The organism is Ampullimonas aquatilis (assembly GCF_049675895.1).
GTDB classification, from domain to species: domain Bacteria; phylum Pseudomonadota; class Gammaproteobacteria; order Burkholderiales; family Burkholderiaceae_D; genus Ampullimonas; species Ampullimonas aquatilis.
Window position 1 is genome coordinate 842,338 of sequence record NZ_CP183834.1, and the last position, 16,528, is coordinate 858,865.

At 42.0% G+C, this 16,528-nt stretch carries 13 protein-coding genes and 1 pseudogene; 12 read left to right on the forward strand and 2 right to left on the reverse strand.

Annotation, left to right across the window (positions count from 1 at the left end; all coding sequences use genetic code 11):
- Window positions 1–49: 49 nt before the first annotated feature.
- From ACMYR3_RS03860 to ACMYR3_RS03875, 4 genes are all read left to right on the forward strand, one after another.
- Window positions 50–1,213, forward strand: a complete 1,164-nt coding sequence (locus tag ACMYR3_RS03860; RefSeq protein WP_424194691.1) for a hypothetical protein — start codon at window positions 50–52, stop codon at window positions 1,211–1,213.
- Between the two features lie 18 nt (window positions 1,214–1,231).
- Complete coding sequence (locus ACMYR3_RS03865; RefSeq protein WP_424194693.1) at window positions 1,232–3,016, forward strand: GumC family protein; 1,785 nt, start codon at window positions 1,232–1,234, stop codon at window positions 3,014–3,016.
- Between the two features lie 16 nt (window positions 3,017–3,032).
- Complete coding sequence (locus tag ACMYR3_RS03870; RefSeq protein WP_424194695.1) at window positions 3,033–4,046, forward strand: CpsD/CapB family tyrosine-protein kinase; 1,014 nt, start codon at window positions 3,033–3,035, stop codon at window positions 4,044–4,046.
- Between the two features lie 82 nt (window positions 4,047–4,128).
- A complete protein-coding gene (locus ACMYR3_RS03875) occupies window positions 4,129–4,752 on the forward strand; it encodes a lytic transglycosylase domain-containing protein (protein ID WP_424194697.1) in 624 nt (207 codons plus the stop codon).
- A gap of 76 nt (window positions 4,753–4,828) precedes the next feature.
- Here the strand turns inward: ACMYR3_RS03875 and ACMYR3_RS03880 are convergent, their stop codons facing one another.
- Together ACMYR3_RS03880 and ACMYR3_RS03885 are read right to left on the reverse strand one after the other, a co-directional pair.
- Window positions 4,829–5,707, reverse strand: a complete 879-nt coding sequence (locus ACMYR3_RS03880; protein WP_424194700.1) for a glycosyltransferase family 2 protein — start codon at window positions 5,705–5,707, stop codon at window positions 4,829–4,831.
- Window positions 5,685–6,125, reverse strand: coding sequence for a putative colanic acid biosynthesis acetyltransferase (locus tag ACMYR3_RS03885; RefSeq protein ID WP_424194702.1), 441 nt, complete (start codon window positions 6,123–6,125; stop codon window positions 5,685–5,687). Before ACMYR3_RS03885 ends, ACMYR3_RS03880 begins: the two co-directional genes overlap by 23 nt.
- Window positions 6,126–6,460: 335 nt before the next feature.
- On the opposite strand from ACMYR3_RS03885, the gene xrtD reads away from it, so the two are divergent.
- From xrtD to ACMYR3_RS03925, 8 genes and pseudogenes are all read left to right on the forward strand, one after another.
- Window positions 6,461–8,062 (forward strand): VPLPA-CTERM-specific exosortase XrtD, encoded by a 1,602-nt coding sequence (xrtD, locus tag ACMYR3_RS03890; RefSeq protein WP_424194704.1) that lies wholly within the window; start codon window positions 6,461–6,463, stop codon window positions 8,060–8,062.
- A gap of 37 nt (window positions 8,063–8,099) precedes the next feature.
- Window positions 8,100–9,188 carry a GDP-mannose 4,6-dehydratase gene (gene gmd / locus ACMYR3_RS03895; RefSeq protein WP_424196350.1) on the forward strand — a complete coding sequence of 363 codons (1,089 nt, stop codon included), beginning with the start codon at window positions 8,100–8,102 and terminating at the stop codon, window positions 9,186–9,188.
- Window positions 9,181–10,137 carry a GDP-L-fucose synthase family protein gene (locus ACMYR3_RS03900; protein ID WP_424194706.1) on the forward strand — a complete coding sequence of 319 codons (957 nt, stop codon included), beginning with the start codon at window positions 9,181–9,183 and terminating at the stop codon, window positions 10,135–10,137. Before gmd ends, ACMYR3_RS03900 begins: the two co-directional genes overlap by 8 nt.
- A 15-nt stretch (window positions 10,138–10,152) precedes the next feature.
- Window positions 10,153–12,531, forward strand: a complete 2,379-nt coding sequence (locus ACMYR3_RS03905; protein ID WP_424194708.1) for a tetratricopeptide repeat protein — start codon at window positions 10,153–10,155, stop codon at window positions 12,529–12,531.
- A gap of 41 nt (window positions 12,532–12,572) precedes the next feature.
- Entirely contained in the window at window positions 12,573–13,835 is a 1,263-nt protein-coding gene (locus ACMYR3_RS03910; RefSeq protein WP_424194710.1) for an O-antigen ligase family protein, read from the forward strand.
- 223 nt (window positions 13,836–14,058) lie between these two features.
- Complete coding sequence (locus ACMYR3_RS03915) at window positions 14,059–15,342, forward strand: lipopolysaccharide biosynthesis protein (protein WP_424194712.1); 1,284 nt, start codon at window positions 14,059–14,061, stop codon at window positions 15,340–15,342.
- A complete protein-coding gene (locus tag ACMYR3_RS03920) occupies window positions 15,339–15,998 on the forward strand; it encodes an acyltransferase (RefSeq protein ID WP_424194714.1) in 660 nt (219 codons plus the stop codon). Before ACMYR3_RS03915 ends, ACMYR3_RS03920 begins: the two co-directional genes overlap by 4 nt.
- Before the next feature lie 275 nt (window positions 15,999–16,273).
- A pseudogene (locus ACMYR3_RS03925) lies at window positions 16,274–16,497 on the forward strand (IS3 family transposase); the annotation flags it as partial.
- Between the last annotated feature and the right edge of the window lie 31 nt (window positions 16,498–16,528).

A 16,528-nucleotide genomic window follows, 5' to 3' on the forward strand; every position in this document is an offset into this window, starting at 1 on the left:
CTTGATGCGGTTATTTCAATTCTGCATTGCGTTTGTCGTACTCGCTAACATGACAAATGCAGTTGCACAGGAAACGCGCCTTGATGGTGCCATTGAAAGCAAACTTGAGCACAATACCAATTATCGGTTTACGAGTGGTCCGCATGACAGTATTGAAGTTTTGTCTTTAAAGCCATCGTTGTCATTGTCAAGAAACACCGAAAGCGCTAGCACCTCAGCAACCGCTTCTGTGACTTCATATAAATTGACTGGTAGTGAGGCATCAGACCGTAATGATATGAATTTGATGCTGAGTACGGTTTTGAAAATGGACCGTGACAGTTTTCAGTTCAGTGCGGGCTATCTGAAAGATTCTACCCTGAGCACCGAACTCAAATTAACTGGTATTCCATTGTCTTTACAAGACAGAAAGTCTCTTTCCTTGAGTGGTTCATGGATACATGATTTGACTGAACGAATGAAAAACAGCTTTTCAGTTTCCTTTGCTCAAGTGAATTATAGTGGTTCACTTTCAACCAGTGATTATCGATATTACGTGGTTAGCGACTCCTTGCAATATGCACTGAATGAGTCCGATATCGTTAGCGGAACGTTTAGCCAATCATATTATGATTTGGCAAATAATTCATTGAAATCTGATACGACGAATCTAACTTTAGGTTGGGATCATACCTTTGATGAGTGGATGACGATGAATTTGCAGGTTGGCCGTTTTGTTTCCGACAACAAAAGGACTCAATCTATTTGTCCAAATAATCATATTGAAATTTTGAATGGATATTTTTTTTGCGATATACCTCTAGAGAAAAAAGAGGAGACAAGTAAAAGCTATGGATCAATTTTGAATGGTTCTCTTGATTACAAATGGAATGAAACTTTGGGATACCAAATTGCATATTCCAGAACGCTCAATCCAAGCGGCGCTAATGCCTTATTACTTACAGATAACTATCGTTTTTCAATGAATAAACAGCTGGACACAAACCTGTCATTGGGATTTGGTATTTCTAAATTGGAGAGTAGCTATATTGGACTGTCAGGTGCAGCACCTACCAAGTTTCTTTCTACGTCGCTCAATTTAAATTGGCAAGCATTTGAGACTGTCAATGTAGAGTCCGGGCTGCGTCTCCAGAAGCGGGAAAATGGTCCATCGCAGAATGTGTTTTATGTCCAGTTGAGAAAAAACTGGAATGAAATTAGAAGTTTTCGATAGAGAGGGTTTAGGATCACCATGTCAGGATATACGGAAACCATGAGCCCAGCTTATGCCATGAGCAATGAAGATGAGTCGGGTCTGTCCATTGCAGAATATCTAAGTGTATTCAAGCGCCGACGCTTATTAATTGGTTTGGTTGCTGCAATGATTTTTACTGTTGCAGTGCTATTGGCATTTTTACTGCCATCTGTTTATCGTTCTTCGGCGACCATTCTGATTCAGGAACAGGAAATCCCACAAGATCTGGTGCGCTCTACTGTCACCAGCTTTGCGGATGAGCGGATGCAGGTGATTAGCCAGCAGGTGATGACACGTGCTGTGCTCATGCAGATGATCGATAAATATGGCCTCTATGAAAAAGCGCGTCGCTACAAAACCAGCGAGGAGATTCTCACTACCATGCGTGAGAACATCAAGTTGACGCCAATTAGTGCCGAAGTGACGGACCGTAAAAGTGGTACTCAAACCAAATCGACGATTGCCTTCTCGTTGACATTTGATAACGATAGTGCTGCCAATGCACAAAAGATCGCCAATGAATTGGTGAGTTTGTTTTTGAATGAAAACTTGAAAAATCGTCAGCAAAAAGCCGAGGAGGCCTCTTCCTTTCTTGGTGATGAAGCCGATCGCTTATCCAAGCAAATCGAATCTATCAGTAAAAAAATATCAGAATTCAAACGCAAAAATCAGGGCAAGTTGCCTGAGTTGAACGGGATTAATCAGCAGATGAGTGAACGGGCTGACTCGGAAATGATGCAGCTGGATCGTCAGCTGATGTCGTTACAAGAGCGGAAAATCTATCTTGAAGGACAATTGGCTTCCATTAAGCCCAACAATCCGATTACGAGTGCCAATGGAGATCATACCGTTCTGGAACCAAAGGATCGTCTCAAGTCATTAAAGTCGCAGTTGGCGATTCTGACTAGCACCTATAGTAATGATCATCCGGATATCAGACGTATACGACGTGAAATTGAGGCGTTGAAGCAGGAAGTCGGTGACGATAGCTCAGACGATTTTTCTGAAAAGAAAAAGCAATTGCAGGCGAGTCTGGAAGAATTGAAGCAGCGCTACTCAGATGATCATCCTGATGTGCAAAAACTCAAGCGTTCAATTTCTGCGCTTGAGTTGCAAGGCATGGCCAATAAAAGTAATCGCGCTAAAGATAGTGAAGCGGATAATCCGACTTATCTCACTTTCAAGGCGCAACTTGAATCTGCCGAGTCAGAGATTCGTTCAACTTTGAATCTCAAAAATGAGTTACGTCAGAAGCTGAGCCTTTATGAGGCTCGTCTGCAACAGGCACCTGAAGTTGAAAAAGACTATTTTGAGTTGGCACGCGAGCTGGAAGCAGCCACATTGAGGTTTAGGGAAGTGAAGGCCAAACAGCAACAGGCAGATGTTGCTCAGCAAATGGAGAAAGATAGCAAGTCAGAAAGATTCACACTGATTGATCCACCTCAGTTTCCAGAAAAGGCGGCCAGTCCTAATCGTGTTCAAATTATTTTGATTGGTTTTATCTTCTCATTGGTTGGTGGAATTGGTGCCGGCGGTATTCGTGAGGCCCTGGATCAATCGGTGCGAAGCAGTCGTGAGGTGATGCGAATTCTTAATGTGCCTGTTTTAAGTGTGGTACCACTACAAATCAGGCCTGACGAAGTTAAGAAAAGAAAGTTGCGTAGGTATGCTATTGCTGCGGCGATCTTGCTGATGTTCTTGGGATTGCTGTTGGTTGTGAATTTTTTCTACATGCCGCTTGATGTGCTTTGGTATGGTTTGGTTCGTCGCATACCCATTTAGTAAGATAGGTGATTATATGTTTTCCCAACGTAAAGAAACCACATCGCTAGATCGTTTGCGTCAGATGTTGATGGAAAATATTCGTCAACAAAAAGCCGCTTCGGTTTCCGTCAGCAAGCCTGCAAGAAGTTTGAAAGAGCCGACCCTGGCTCGTGATATGGATGAAGAATTGCCTGAACAAATCATTCAAGACCTTGCTAAGGAAGTCGGTAGTGTCACGCCAATTCAGGCCAGTAGTGCTTATGCCGCTCATCAGACGAAGCCGGTTCAGCCACAAGCAATCCAACATGATGCCGTAGCACATGGACAGGCTACTGCCAAGCAATCCAGCAAGCTAAAAAATATTGCTTATTCTGAAACCAAGGTGATGAAGTCGTGCGCCCAGCATCTTGCCAATGTGCATGGTATTGTCAAAATGGATCGCTCACCTTTATCTGAAGCTTTCAAGTTGTTGCGCGTACAGATTGTGCAGAAGATGAAGAAGCAGGGCTGGAATTCCTTAGCGATCATCAGCCCTGGACCTGGTGTTGGCAAAACCATCACGGCTACCAATCTGGCTTTGTGTCTTGCGGCGGAGTTGGATAAAACGGTTTTATTGGTTGATGCAGATCTGACCAAATCGGGTATTCAATCGGTGTTTGGCATTGAAGATATGCCGGGCCTGAGTGATTACTTGCTCGACTCAAAACCGCTCAATGGCTTGTTTATCAATCCTGGGATAAACCGTTTGGTGTTGTTGCCTTCCGGCAAGCCAGTCATGAATTCTGCCGAGCTGTTGGCAACCGATGCAACAGAAGAGTTGATTCAGGAATTAAAAACACGTTATCGCGATCGATTCATTATTTTTGATTTGCCACCATTACTGACCACGGCGGATACCTTGAGCTTTTTACCCAAGGTGGATTGTGTTTTGGTGGTGGTTGCCGAAGGTGAGACAACCAAGCAAGAACTGGAAAATGCGGCCGAGCTGCTGGCACCATTTAATGTAATTGGCACGATTATGAACAAGTCCACTGTGCAGCATGGTTAAGATTTAAGCATCAGTGACTCGCCTACTGGCTATGAAGCAACGATCACTGCTGTCAATTGCTTTCTTGGCAATTGGTTGTGGCATGTTTGCTGACATGCCATATTGCGCCGCTTACGACCGTATCTATGCATTTGAAGATGAAGCCGGTGTGACCAATCTTTCCAATGTGCCAGAAGATCAGCGTTACAAGATATTGATTGATCGACGCGCCATCGAAGTTGTTAAGCCGATCGGTTCGACCAGATCGGCTTATAAGGTTGGCGTGGCCGATGTCAAAAAGATTCAGTCGGTCATTCAAAATACCAGCCAGCTAGTTGGTTTGCCAAGCCCGTTGGTCGAGGCCGTAGTTTCGGTTGAGTCAGCGTTTGATCAATATGCCATTTCCCGAAAGGGTGCGAAGGGGTTGATGCAATTAATGCCAACACTCGCTGCGCAATATGGTGTGGTTGATGCCTTTGATATGCATTCAAATATCATGGCAGGGAGTCGCCATCTTAAATATCTGCTGGCGCAGTTTGATGGTGATAAACGTCTGGCCCTGGCTGCCTATAACGCCGGAATTAATGCCGTGTACAAGCATAACAAGGCGGTGCCACCTTATCCAGAAACCATGAATTATGTTGAGCAAGTCTTGCTCAAAGAACGACTCTTGTCGGCGTTGCGAACCAGTGCATTGCCCATCACAAGCAGCAGCATTTATCATTAAAATAATTGGAGTATATTGATTATTTGGCTTGTTAGGTGCGTTTTATATAGTTAAAAATAAATACACCATCCCAGTATTAAGCCGTTTTGGTTTGCAGAGTTGAGTTTGATTGGCGTAATTCTTCAGTCTTGATTTGAATCATGTATTCATATATTGACTGTAGCAGCGCATAGGTAAAGCCTGCCTTACCGTCCAAAAATCCCCGTTTGACCAAATACAACGCCAGAAACTTGACCAATGGTCGGCCAGGCAAGCGATAAAATAATTCTTTTTGATGAAAGCGTCGCTCGCTGAAGTCTTTGGCGGTAAAGGCTTTCACCAAACTGAATTTTTGTTTATCTGCTGCGCTGACGATTTGTTGTGCTTCAAACGTGCTGTAGCTGTTATGACGTTCTAGCCATTGCGATATACCTTTGCTGAACGGATAGTGATCCAGATAACCACTGACTTCACCAACCGAGCCATCGGGTATGGAAATGGGATTGACCAGCCGTTCAAAGCGCATTTTTTCTGGCTTGAAAAAGCGCATGAAAAAAGGCGAGGCTTGAACATGCTTGAGCCAGGTACCCATAAAGAAGTCACGACGTTGCAATCGATAGGCTGCGTGTGGCGAACTGGTTTGACTAATGCCGAGCAGATGATCAGCCAGTTCCTTGGTCATTCTTTCATCGGCATCAATATAAAAAACCCACTCATGTTTGAATGGAATATTACGTAGCCCCCAATTTTGATGTGCAGACCAATTATCAAAATGTCTTTGTGTAATGTGAGCGCCTGCTGCTTGCGCAATGACGACCGTGTTATCAGTTGAATAAGAGTCATAGAGGTGAATATCATCGCACCAGGCAATGCTGGCCAAACAGCCCGGAAGATTCATTTCCTCGTTTTTGGTCATGACCATGATTGAAATCATATTGCACTCTTCTTTACTATCAGTGGTTTGAATTTGCTGCATGCTTGGCTGCGGGGCGACGCTCGCGCTTGAATTGAGCAGGATTGCCAGCCCATACGCTCCAGACTTGATCAATAGACTTCATCACGACCGCGCGTGCACCCAGTACGCAACCCTCGGCGATGCTGACACGAGGGCCAATAAAGGCTTCAGCACAAACCCAGGTATACGGCGAAATGACAATTGGTGCGGCAATGAGTTGAAAATTGACAGAATCAATATCATGGCTACCGGCACACAAGTGCGCGCCTTGTGAAATCACACAATAATCGCCAATCTGAATCAGTGCCATGCTGTAAACGGTTGCCCCATCAGCAATACCCACATGATTACCTATTACCAGGTTCCAGGGTGCCCAAATTTTTGCAGATGGATAGACATGCACATGAACGCCCAGCTTGGCACCAAATAATCGAAGCAAAAAAGCCCGCCAGCTATGGCAAATTCGGGGGGATGGCTTAAAGAGTAAAAGCCAGGTAATACCCCAAAGCATTCTCAATAATCGGTTCGATAAGGAAAAGGATGCTTGGATGTATGGATCATTTCCCTGAATTATCACTGTCGTCATTCGCTGGTTAACAGTCGATAACTATATTAAATATTTATGACGATTTATTGACATTCTCACTCCTGTCTATACGTCATGATCAATTTTTGCTAATTACCCTGCATGCCCCACTGTTCATATGAATGAAATCTGCTTGTCATAAAAGATGGCTATTCTGTGCGGCTCTGTCCGAATAATCATGAGTCCACATGTCAGCCATTTTTTCCAATATTGGCAATAACAGTAAACCGCTAATCGGTCTGTCGCTTGCTGGCATTGTTCTGGCGATTTTGCTGTTGATTGCAACCCATGAAACCGGCCTGCGATATATGGTGCAGATATGGGACACGCTCGAAGAATACAGCTACGGCTATCTGATTCCATTCATCACGCTTTATTTGGTGTGGGAAAAGCGTCATCTTTTATTGGGGCAAACTCCTAAACATACTTATGCTGGCGTGGTTTTGTTGATATTTTCGCTCTCGCTTTGTCTGATTGGCTCATTGAGTGCGGTGCGTTTGTTGATTCAGTATGGTTTTGTGTTGGGTATTTTTGCCGTCGCAATCTGTGTGGTTGGGACTAATGGTTTCAGACTCATTATGATCCCCATGCTGATTCTGTTGTTCATGATTCCGCTGCCGCAATTCTTGCTCAAGAGTATCTCGTCAGATCTGCAATTATTGTCGTCACAAATCGGTGTACAGATTATTCGATTGTTTGATATTTCGGTCCACCTGGAAGGCAATGTCATTGATTTAGGCGCAATGAAATTGCAGGTCGTCGACGCCTGTAGTGGCTTGCGTTATCTCTTTCCATTGATGGCGCTGGCCGTTATTGCGACTTATCTCTTTAAAGATAAGGCATGGAAAAAATGGCTGGTACTGTTTTCTGCCATTCCCATCACCGTATTGGTCAATAGCGTGCGTATTGGCTTGATTGGCATTACGGTTGAGTATTGGGGTGAAGAGATGGCCAAGGGTTTGCTGCATGACTTTGAAGGCTGGTTCATGTTCATGATTTGCATGGCCTTGCTTTTGGTTGAAATGGCGATTTTGGCAAAAATCGATAATCCACAAGTCCATTTCTTTGATGTGTTTGGTTTGGATGGTGCAGCTGCTAGTAATGCAAATTTGAATTCTGGTAACGGTATCAAAAATATAAAACCTTTGATGATTGCACTTGTTTTGCTCTTGGTTTTTTGGGGATTTCAGCTTGTGCAAGGTGGTCAAGACGAGATCAAGCCTAAACGAAAACCATTTCTTGAATTTCCATTGCTGCTCAACAATGATTGGCTTGGTCATCCGGATCAGTTGGATCGTGAAACTCTCAATGCTCTAGCAGTGACGGATTATGCGTTGATTAATTTCACTCGTAACAACGAGATGCCGGTGAATTTTTATGTAGCCTATTACGAATCACAAAGTAATGGTCAATCCAGTCATTCGCCTAAAACCTGCTTGCCAGGCGGCGGTTGGGAACTCAGTGACATCAAGCCGATAGAAATTAATGGTGCAGCATCAATCGGCAAGATATCGGTTAATCGCACCATCATCCATCATGGTGAAGCGCGTCAGCTGGTCTATTACTGGTTTCAGCAGCGAGGCCACGCAATGACCAATGAGGTGTTAGTCAAGTGGGCGATATTGAGAGATGCGATGAGCATGCATCGTACTGATGGTGCCATGGTAAGACTGATCACGACGTTAAAACCTGGTGAGGATCCGAAAGAGGGTGATTTACGCCTACAGAATTTCTTCAATGAAGCTGGTCCGTTGCTGGGAGATTTTATTCCTGGTGAGACGATTAACTAGTGCGCTCAACAATTCAATTTAAATCAAGGATGTCATGATGAACCAACGCGTAGCATTGATAACGGGGATTACCGGCCAGGATGGTGCTTATTTGGCTGAGTTGCTTTTGGAAAAGGGCTATATCGTTCATGGTATCAAGCGCCGTTCATCTTTGTTTAATACGGCGAGGATCGACCATCTATATAAAGATCCGCATGATGAAGATCGTCGCTTCATTCTTCATTATGGCGACATGACCGATTCAACATCGCTCATTCGTATTATTCAGCAAGTCCAACCCGACGAAATTTATAACCTTGCTGCACAAAGCCATGTGGCCGTGTCATTTGAGGAGCCTGAATACACCGCTAATGCGGATGGTATCGGTACGCTGCGCGTGCTTGAGGCGATTCGAATTTTGGGTATGGAAAAGAAAACGCGTTTTTACCAGGCATCGACATCCGAGTTGTATGGTTTGGTACAAGAGATTCCGCAAAAAGAAACAACACCGTTTTATCCACGCTCGCCTTATGCCGTTGCCAAGCTGTATGCCTATTGGATTACTGTCAATTACCGGGAAGCGTATGGCATGTACGCCTGTAACGGTATTCTTTTCAATCATGAGTCGCCACTGCGTGGCGAAACCTTTGTAACGAGAAAAATTACTCGTGCCTTGGCACGTATTAAGCTGGGACTGCAAGATTGTTTATTCCTTGGTAATTTGGATGCGCGTAGGGATTGGGGCCACGCCAAGGATTATGTGGAAATGCAATGGATGATGTTGCAACAAGAGCAAGCCGAAGACTTTGTGATTGCCACTGGTGAGCAGCATACTGTGCGTGAATTTGTGACAGCAGCAGCTGAAGAGTTGGATATGGTCATCAATTGGCAAGGTGAGGGTGTGAACTCTTGCGGCTACGGTGTCGATGGTAAAAAAATCGTTGCGGTTGACCCACGCTATTTCCGCCCGACTGAAGTTGAAACATTGCTTGGTGATCCATCCAAGGCCAAAGAAAAGCTGGGTTGGACACCCAAAGTGCGTTTTAGCGAATTGGTGAGCGAAATGGTTCGCGAAGACTTGAGTCAAGCCAAGCGTGATGCATTGATTGTTAAAGAAGGCTATAAGGCATTTAGCTATCATGAGTAGGATCGATCCTAAATTCAAGCCGATTTTTGTTGCAGGGCATCGAGGCCTGGCAGGTTCAGCCATTACCAAAAAGCTATTGGCAGAAGGATATACCAACCTCTTATTGGCCAACCGCCAAGAGCTCGATCTGACTGATCGACAAGCTGTTGATACTTACTTTAAGCGTATGCAGCCCAAGATGGTTTTTTTAGCGGCAGCTAAGGTTGGCGGAATTTTGGCTAATGATCAATATCCAGTCGATTTCATTCAGCAAAACTTACTCATTCAGGGCAATGTGATGGAAGCTGCCCAGAAATATCAAGTTGAAAAACTGATATTTCTGGGATCAAGTTGCATTTATCCAAAAATGGCACCGCAGCCAATCAAAGAAGAATATCTTTTGAATGGCGCATTGGAGCCAACCAATGAAGCCTATGCCATTGCCAAGTTAGCTGGCATCAAAATGTGCAAAGCGTACAACCGACAATACGGTACTAACTTCATCAGCCTCATGCCGACCAATCTCTATGGTCCCGGTGATAACTACGATCCTTTGACATCCCATGTTTTGCCATCCTTGATTCGTAAGGCACATGAAGCCAAGGTCGAGGGTAAAAAAAGCATGATTGTTTGGGGATCAGGCAAACCTAGTCGAGAATTCATGCATTCCAATGATCTGGCAAGCGCTTGCGTGTTTGTCATGGAAAAAATTCATGCCGCTGATATTGGTGAGTGTCTCAATATTGGAGTTGGTCACGACATTACGATCGCTGATCTGGCTCATGTTGTCAAAAAAGTAGTTGGATTCGATGGTGAAATTGAATTTGATACCAGTAAACCGGACGGGACACCAAGAAAACTTCTGGATGTTTCACGCTTGCATCAACTCGGATGGCAAGCTGATACCGATTTTGAATCAGGTATTGCTAATGCCTATCAGGACTTTCGCACTCGCTTTGCTAATAACTAGTTAAAAAAACGCTATATGAAAACCAAAACATTATCTTTACTCTTGATTGCTCTGTTCTTGCTGGTCGGTTGTGGAACCAAAGAAAGTAAGATGCAATCGCATCTGGATAAAGGTAAGAAATTTCTTCAACAGTCAGATTTGATCAAAGCCGGATTGGAAGTCAGAAATGTGCTGCAGATTGATCCTAAAAATGCAGATGGTTACTTACTTGCAGCGCAGATCGAAGAGTCTCGATCGGAGTTTCCAAAAGCATATAGTGCTTATCAAAAGGCGATCGAATTGAAGCCTGGTTTTATTGCCGCGATGGCAGGTTTGGCAAAGATTTATTTACTGGTTGGTGATGTTAATGAGGCAGAAAAAACAATTCAGCAAATTGAAGCTATTGATGCCAATCATATTGAGGGTAAGGCATTAAGGGCCGCATTTCTGGCAAAAACAGGGCATGCAGATGAGGCTATGTCCATTGTAAAAAAATCAATTATTAATCAACAAGATTTGAGTGTCGATGTCATTTTACTGGCATCTGGCCTCTATGCTAATCAGCAGAATAATCAAGAGTCACTGGCTTTGCTGGAGCGAGGGCTTAAAAGTGAGCCTAAAAATATCAAACTACTCGAGGTGGCAGCTGACGTTAGTAATCGTCTTAAACAGGATAGCAAAGTAGAAGAATATTATGAGCGTGCTGCCGATATTGCGCCTAAAAATAGTGATTTGTGGAGGCAATGGTCTTTATATTATGTGAACCAGGGCAAGCTTGATCAGGCTGAGAATGTACTCAGAAAGTCAATCAAAGCGGAGTCTGATGACAGTGATCGCTATATTATCTTGGCGCAGTTTCTGTCTGCTAAACGAAGTAAAGAAGTGGCTGAGACCGAACTTAAAAAAATCATTGATGCGCGGCCTAAAGATTTCGCAATCAGATTCACTTTAGCGGAGTTATACAGAGAAACTGGTCGTCAGGCAGATGCAATAAAAGTGGTGGAGACCATCAAGGATTTGGATAAGGGCGGTCCATCCGGATTAAAGGCTAAAAATATTTTGGCTGGCAATAAATTAAATCAAGGTGATGTTAAGGGCGCTTTATCACTTTTAAACGAAGTTCTGGTTGCCAATCCTCGTGACGATTCGGCTCTTATGAGCCGAGCTCAAATTGCCATCAGTCAGACTAGATATAAAGATGCGATTGATGATTTGAGAGCCGTGCTAAAAGATCAACGTGGTTCAACAAAGGTCATTTCACTGCTTGCTCAAGCGCACATTGCTAATAAGGAACCTCAATTGGCGCGTGAGCTTGTAACTGATTCTGTCAAACTCTTTCCAACAAACGCTGATATTCGTTACTTGGCAGCCAGTTATTTCGCTTCAAATAATGATCGTGCACAGGCAATCAAAGAGGTCGATGAAGTGATTAAAAATCTCCCTGGTAGTGTGCGTGCCTATGAAGTCAAATCAGCCATTCAGATACAGGAAAAAGATTTTAATGGCGCCGAAATGACATTGAAGGCATTAAAAGAGCAACTTCCAAATAGTCCGATTGGTTATTTTCGTCTTGGTGAGTTGTACTTTTCTCAAAAGAAGCCGGATCTTGCTTTGGCTGAATTTGACAATGCATTAAAAATATCACCCCAAGCAGTGGATGTTTTGTCTAGTGCTGTGTCACTTCTTGTCAGTCAGAAAAAATACAAGGAAGCCGAGACCAGGATTCTTGCTGGACAATCAAAGCAGCCAGAAAATCCACTTTATGAACAGATGCTGGCCGAATTAGCCGTCGCTAGCGATGATGTACAGCTTGCCGAAGCTAAGTATGAATCAGCCATATCCAAAGATAAGCGATTTACATCATCGTATCTTGGCCTGGCAAGACTTTATTCTAAGAAAGGTAATCTGGATAAGGCAATTTCTGTTCTGGATCGTGGACTGGAAGTAAATAATCAGAATCATGATTTACTTTCTACCAAAGCAGAGTGGTTATCGAGATTAGGAAAGTATGATCTTGCTATTACTGCCTATGAGGAGTTGCATCAGCTTTATCCAGATGATCAAGCGGCTGCCAATAACCTGGCTTTTCTGCTGTCTGACATGAAAGGTGATCCTGCCAGCCTCGAAAAAGCACTGGATTTAACCAAGAACTTTGCCGATTCAACAAACCCAGGATTCCTCGATAGTCTCGGTTGGATTTATTACAAGATGGGCCGATACCAGGATGCTACGCCGATTCTCAGAAAGGCTGTGGAAGCGAATGGGCAATCCCCCATTTTGGCATATCACCTCGGTCTTTCTTTAAACAAGGAGGGTAAACAGGAGGAGGCCAAGAAATATCTGAAAGCAGTATTGGCTAGTAAAGCCGATCTTCCGAATTTGGAAGAGGCAAAGAAGATTGTCCAAATAAACTAGAAAATGAGGTAAGTTGAACCATATCCAGTTTATTTAAAAATATGATTGAAGCCCAATTACCGACGGTAAAAGATATTCATAAGCCGATCAGTAAGATAGAAAAATATAAGCTGAACATTAGATCATTTGTTGTAATGGTAATTGCTGCATTATGTCCATATACTTTTGTGGCGATCGGTGAGATGTTTTATGCAGAATTATTAATTATTTTATTTTCACTGATTCTTCTTTTTACTTCAGATAGCAACCAGATATTCCAGTCAAAAACATTTAAAAATTTATTATTTTTTTCTTTTTTGACCTTGTTGGGTTATATCCTTTCTGATTTACTTCAGGGGACACGTCCGGAACAATATCTAAGAGGCTGGGGGCGTGTTCTGTTCTTGCTATCAGATGTCCTTTTCATTGGCATTGTTGTCGGTCGCGATAAGCGGTTGTTCTGGTGGTTTTGCTTAGGTTATGCAATTGGTCAAATAGTTTATTCATTGGTATCAGGAATTGGTCTTGAAGGTTGGAAGATCTATTATGCTGTTCCAACGGCATTGTTGACACTTATATCAGTGTATTGGATTGGCTACAAATCGGCTGTACTGGTGTTGATCACACTGGCTTTATTTGGACTGACATTGGATTCTAGATCTGATCCTGCAATGATTTTGTTAGTAGCTTCTATTTTGTTTGTAAGAGTAAAGCATAAGAAAAAGAGAATTTCTATAAAAAAAGTGCTGAGTCTACTTCTAATACCCATAACAATTCTGACTATTTTAGGAGGTCTGTTTTTTTCATTAAATCAAGAAAAGTATTCAGAAAGACAAAAGGCTTCTAACTACGGCAGGAGTTTATCTTTTACTTTGGGTATCCAATCAGTTATTCATTCTCCAATAATTGGAGTGGGTTCTTGGAATAACAGTATTGATATTGTCAAGCTGAAAAAAGAGATTATTACTAAGGAACTTGGCACTAGGGCTGCGGTCTTGTCTGGTGACGGATTTGCACCTCATTCACAAATCTTACAGAGCTGGTATGAAGGTGGAGTTTTAGGAGCGGCATTCTTCCTTTATTTTTTTTATCTATTGATTGTTCGATTTAAGGAGATTGTTTTCTTGCGATCTTTAGATCCATATTCTGGACTTCTTTTGTATATGTATACATATGGTGCTTGGCATCTCTTTATGAGTCCTTTTGGTGGTAATCACAGAATGACAATTGCTATGTCAGTAATCATTTTTGTTTTTAAAGATATTGAGAAAACAGATCAGAAAACTTATTTCAAGAAAAAACCGGAAGCATGGGAAGTTAGGTAGTTATGCAATTAGCATTGACAATCGGATGTGCCCATACAGTTTTCTGTATAAATCATTTTAGTGGTGAGCGTATCACCAAGAATTGATATGGAAAGTCAAAATAGTGATGAAATTATAAGATCTGCTTTTTATAAGAAGGCATGATTCAATATTGTTATAAATATCTATTTCGATGAAAACTAATTCATATAGTAATTTGATAATCAAAGATTGATTAATCAAGATGAGTATCAGAAAACGGATTTTTTCTGGACTAGCTGCTAATACTTTAGCGCAAGGAATAACGGTATTCATTCAAATTTTTTCATTGCCAATATTCCTTCAGTATTGGACAACTGAAAAATATGGTGTTTGGCTGATGTTGTCGGCCATTCCTAGTTATTTTTCGTTGGCGGATATTGGTTTTGTATCGGCAGCCACGAATCAGATGACGATTCTTACGGCAAAAAACAAACATGATGAATCTAATAAGGTATTTCAATCGGTCTTATTTTTAACAGTCATTATGGTAATTTCTATTGCGCTTATTAGTACCGTGATCATTAGTGTCATAAGATTAGAAATTTTGAGTGATCTAGACAATAGAGTTTCTCTGCTGCTACTGATTTACTGTACGTTGATTAATATATTTAATGGCTTGTTTGATGCAGTATTTAGGGCAAATAATCATTATGCTAAAGGTACTTTGGTATTAAATGTTTTTCGATTTGTTGAATGGATGGGTGGAGTTATTGGTTTCTTAATCACAAAAACATTTGTGATGACGGCAATGGGATATCTGATTGCTCGGATTTTTTCGAATATCTTAATGTTGATTTTTTGCAAAAAATCATATCCTCAGTATTTTTGGAAAATCAATCCACCATATCAATCCGAGTTTAAGGGCATGATCATGCCAGCTATCTCATTTATGGCATTTCCTATTGGGAATGCCATCAGCATACAAGGTATAACTTTGATTGTTGGCCATTTGTTCGGTCCTGCCTTCCTTGCTGTTTTTACAACATATCGGACTCTAACTAGAGTCTTGGTGCAAGTTATTACAATGATCAGCCGGGTTTTGTCTCCTGAATTCTCGCGCTTATATGGTGAGAGGAATTTTCTTGCGATGAAACGGTTATGCAAAATAGGAACCAGTGTGGGATTTTTATTTTCTACTATTTTGTCTATTGCAATTTATTTTCTTGCACCGGAAATATTGAGAATTTGGACTCATGGAAAAATAATCTTCGATCCATATTTATTGAAAATATTGTTATTTACCACTGCATTAACAGCTTTGTGGCAAATTTCGATGGTCATTTTGACTTCCACTAACCAACATGGGAGATTATCTGTTTATTTCTTGTTCGGTTCGATATTCAGTGTGATATTGGTCAATCCACTGGAACCATATGTGGGAACTAATAGTGCTGCTTGGAGTTTGTTGCTGTTCGAAATTATTTTGCTATTGATCAGTGTGAATCAGTGCAGAAAATTGTTTTCTAGTGAAGAAAAAAATATATGACGTTTAAATTTCTTTGGGAGAATAGGGAAAAACCAAATCTTTTTTCTGAAAGATGGCTAAAGGTTTGGGCAAAGCGCATTCTGAACATGACGGGATTAATGACTATTTTAGTTGTCAGAAGAAAGTGGATGTTGCAAGGCATGAAGATCGGCACTTTATCGATTCTGTACAAATTTGATTTGAATGGGAGAGCGGCTAATCTGATTATTGGCGACTCTACGTTTATTGCCGCGAAGTCTCATTTTGCTATTCATGAAAAGGTCGTGATTGGTTCCTGCGTTGTCATTAATGAAGGCGTCAAGATATTGACGGCTAGTCATGATCTCAATGACCCCCAATGGAAAATGTATTCCAAGCCAATCATTATCGATGACTATGCCTGGATAGCAACAAATGCCATTATTCTTCCTGGAGTTTCAATTGGTAAAGGAGCCGTTGTAGCAGCAGGTGCTGTAGTGGGAAGAGATGTTCCGCCATTCGCTTTGGCAATTGGTAATCCTGCTGAGATAAGGCTGGATCGTCGAATCCATAATTTGGACTACAACCCTGTGGTTTTTGCCGCGCCTTATGAAGCATGGATAGGTCGAAATGCTCAATTATTTTCTGTTAACAATGACACATCAGGTCGTGCCACTCCGAGAATTAACGACGATTAAAAGTTCAGATCAGTCGAAATTAAAGGAGTCCAGCGTTTGCAAAACTGACAACAAACGGAGAACGACGATGGAACTACTGCCAAGAGGCCATACACATATGAATTTAGGACCAAAACGATCAAATTGTTTGCTGTGATATGTTGATTGCTGCCCGTTTCTGAAAGCGGCTTTCATGTATGGCACCATCGTCCTTTGTTGGTAAAACTAACCACGAATGATGGTTTGAGGTTGAAATTAAGTTGCGCACACGTAAGACCATTGATGAAAGTTTCTAGGGCACGTTCAAGAATAAGTTGGTGCATTACCGCCAGTATGTGAGCTGTAAACAGGTTAGATGGAGATCATCGAATACATTGAGATTTTCTACAACCGCATGTCAAAGCAAAAACGACTAGGGTATCTTTCATTTACCGAATTCACAGAAATACTATATAGAAACCTTAACGGATTAGCCCGTTGGATGCTCCCATTTCTGAATGACCTCAAGGTCTTTTTCTAAAAAATCGGGACGGCCATAATTAGTGAATAGA

Bases quoted from the DNA above. Each gene is read 5' to 3' on its own strand.
- ACMYR3_RS03860 (WP_424194691.1), top strand. From the start codon at position 50: ATGACAAATGCAGTTGCACAGGAAACGCGCCTTGATGGTGCCATTGAA.
- ACMYR3_RS03865 (WP_424194693.1), top strand. From the start codon at position 1,232: ATGTCAGGATATACGGAAACCATGAGCCCAGCTTATGCCATGAGCAAT.
- ACMYR3_RS03870 (WP_424194695.1), top strand. From the start codon at position 3,033: ATGTTTTCCCAACGTAAAGAAACCACATCGCTAGATCGTTTGCGTCAG.
- ACMYR3_RS03875 (WP_424194697.1), top strand. From the start codon at position 4,129: ATGTTTGCTGACATGCCATATTGCGCCGCTTACGACCGTATCTATGCA.
- ACMYR3_RS03880 (WP_424194700.1), bottom strand. From the start codon at position 5,707: ATGCAGCAAATTCAAACCACTGATAGTAAAGAAGAGTGCAATATGATT.
- xrtD (WP_424194704.1), top strand. From the start codon at position 6,461: ATGTCAGCCATTTTTTCCAATATTGGCAATAACAGTAAACCGCTAATC.
- gmd (WP_424196350.1), top strand. From the start codon at position 8,100: ATGAACCAACGCGTAGCATTGATAACGGGGATTACCGGCCAGGATGGT.
- ACMYR3_RS03900 (WP_424194706.1), top strand. From the start codon at position 9,181: ATGAGTAGGATCGATCCTAAATTCAAGCCGATTTTTGTTGCAGGGCAT.
- ACMYR3_RS03905 (WP_424194708.1), top strand. From the start codon at position 10,153: ATGAAAACCAAAACATTATCTTTACTCTTGATTGCTCTGTTCTTGCTG.
- ACMYR3_RS03910 (WP_424194710.1), top strand. From the start codon at position 12,573: ATGATTGAAGCCCAATTACCGACGGTAAAAGATATTCATAAGCCGATC.
- ACMYR3_RS03915 (WP_424194712.1), top strand. From the start codon at position 14,059: ATGAGTATCAGAAAACGGATTTTTTCTGGACTAGCTGCTAATACTTTA.
- ACMYR3_RS03920 (WP_424194714.1), top strand. From the start codon at position 15,339: ATGACGTTTAAATTTCTTTGGGAGAATAGGGAAAAACCAAATCTTTTT.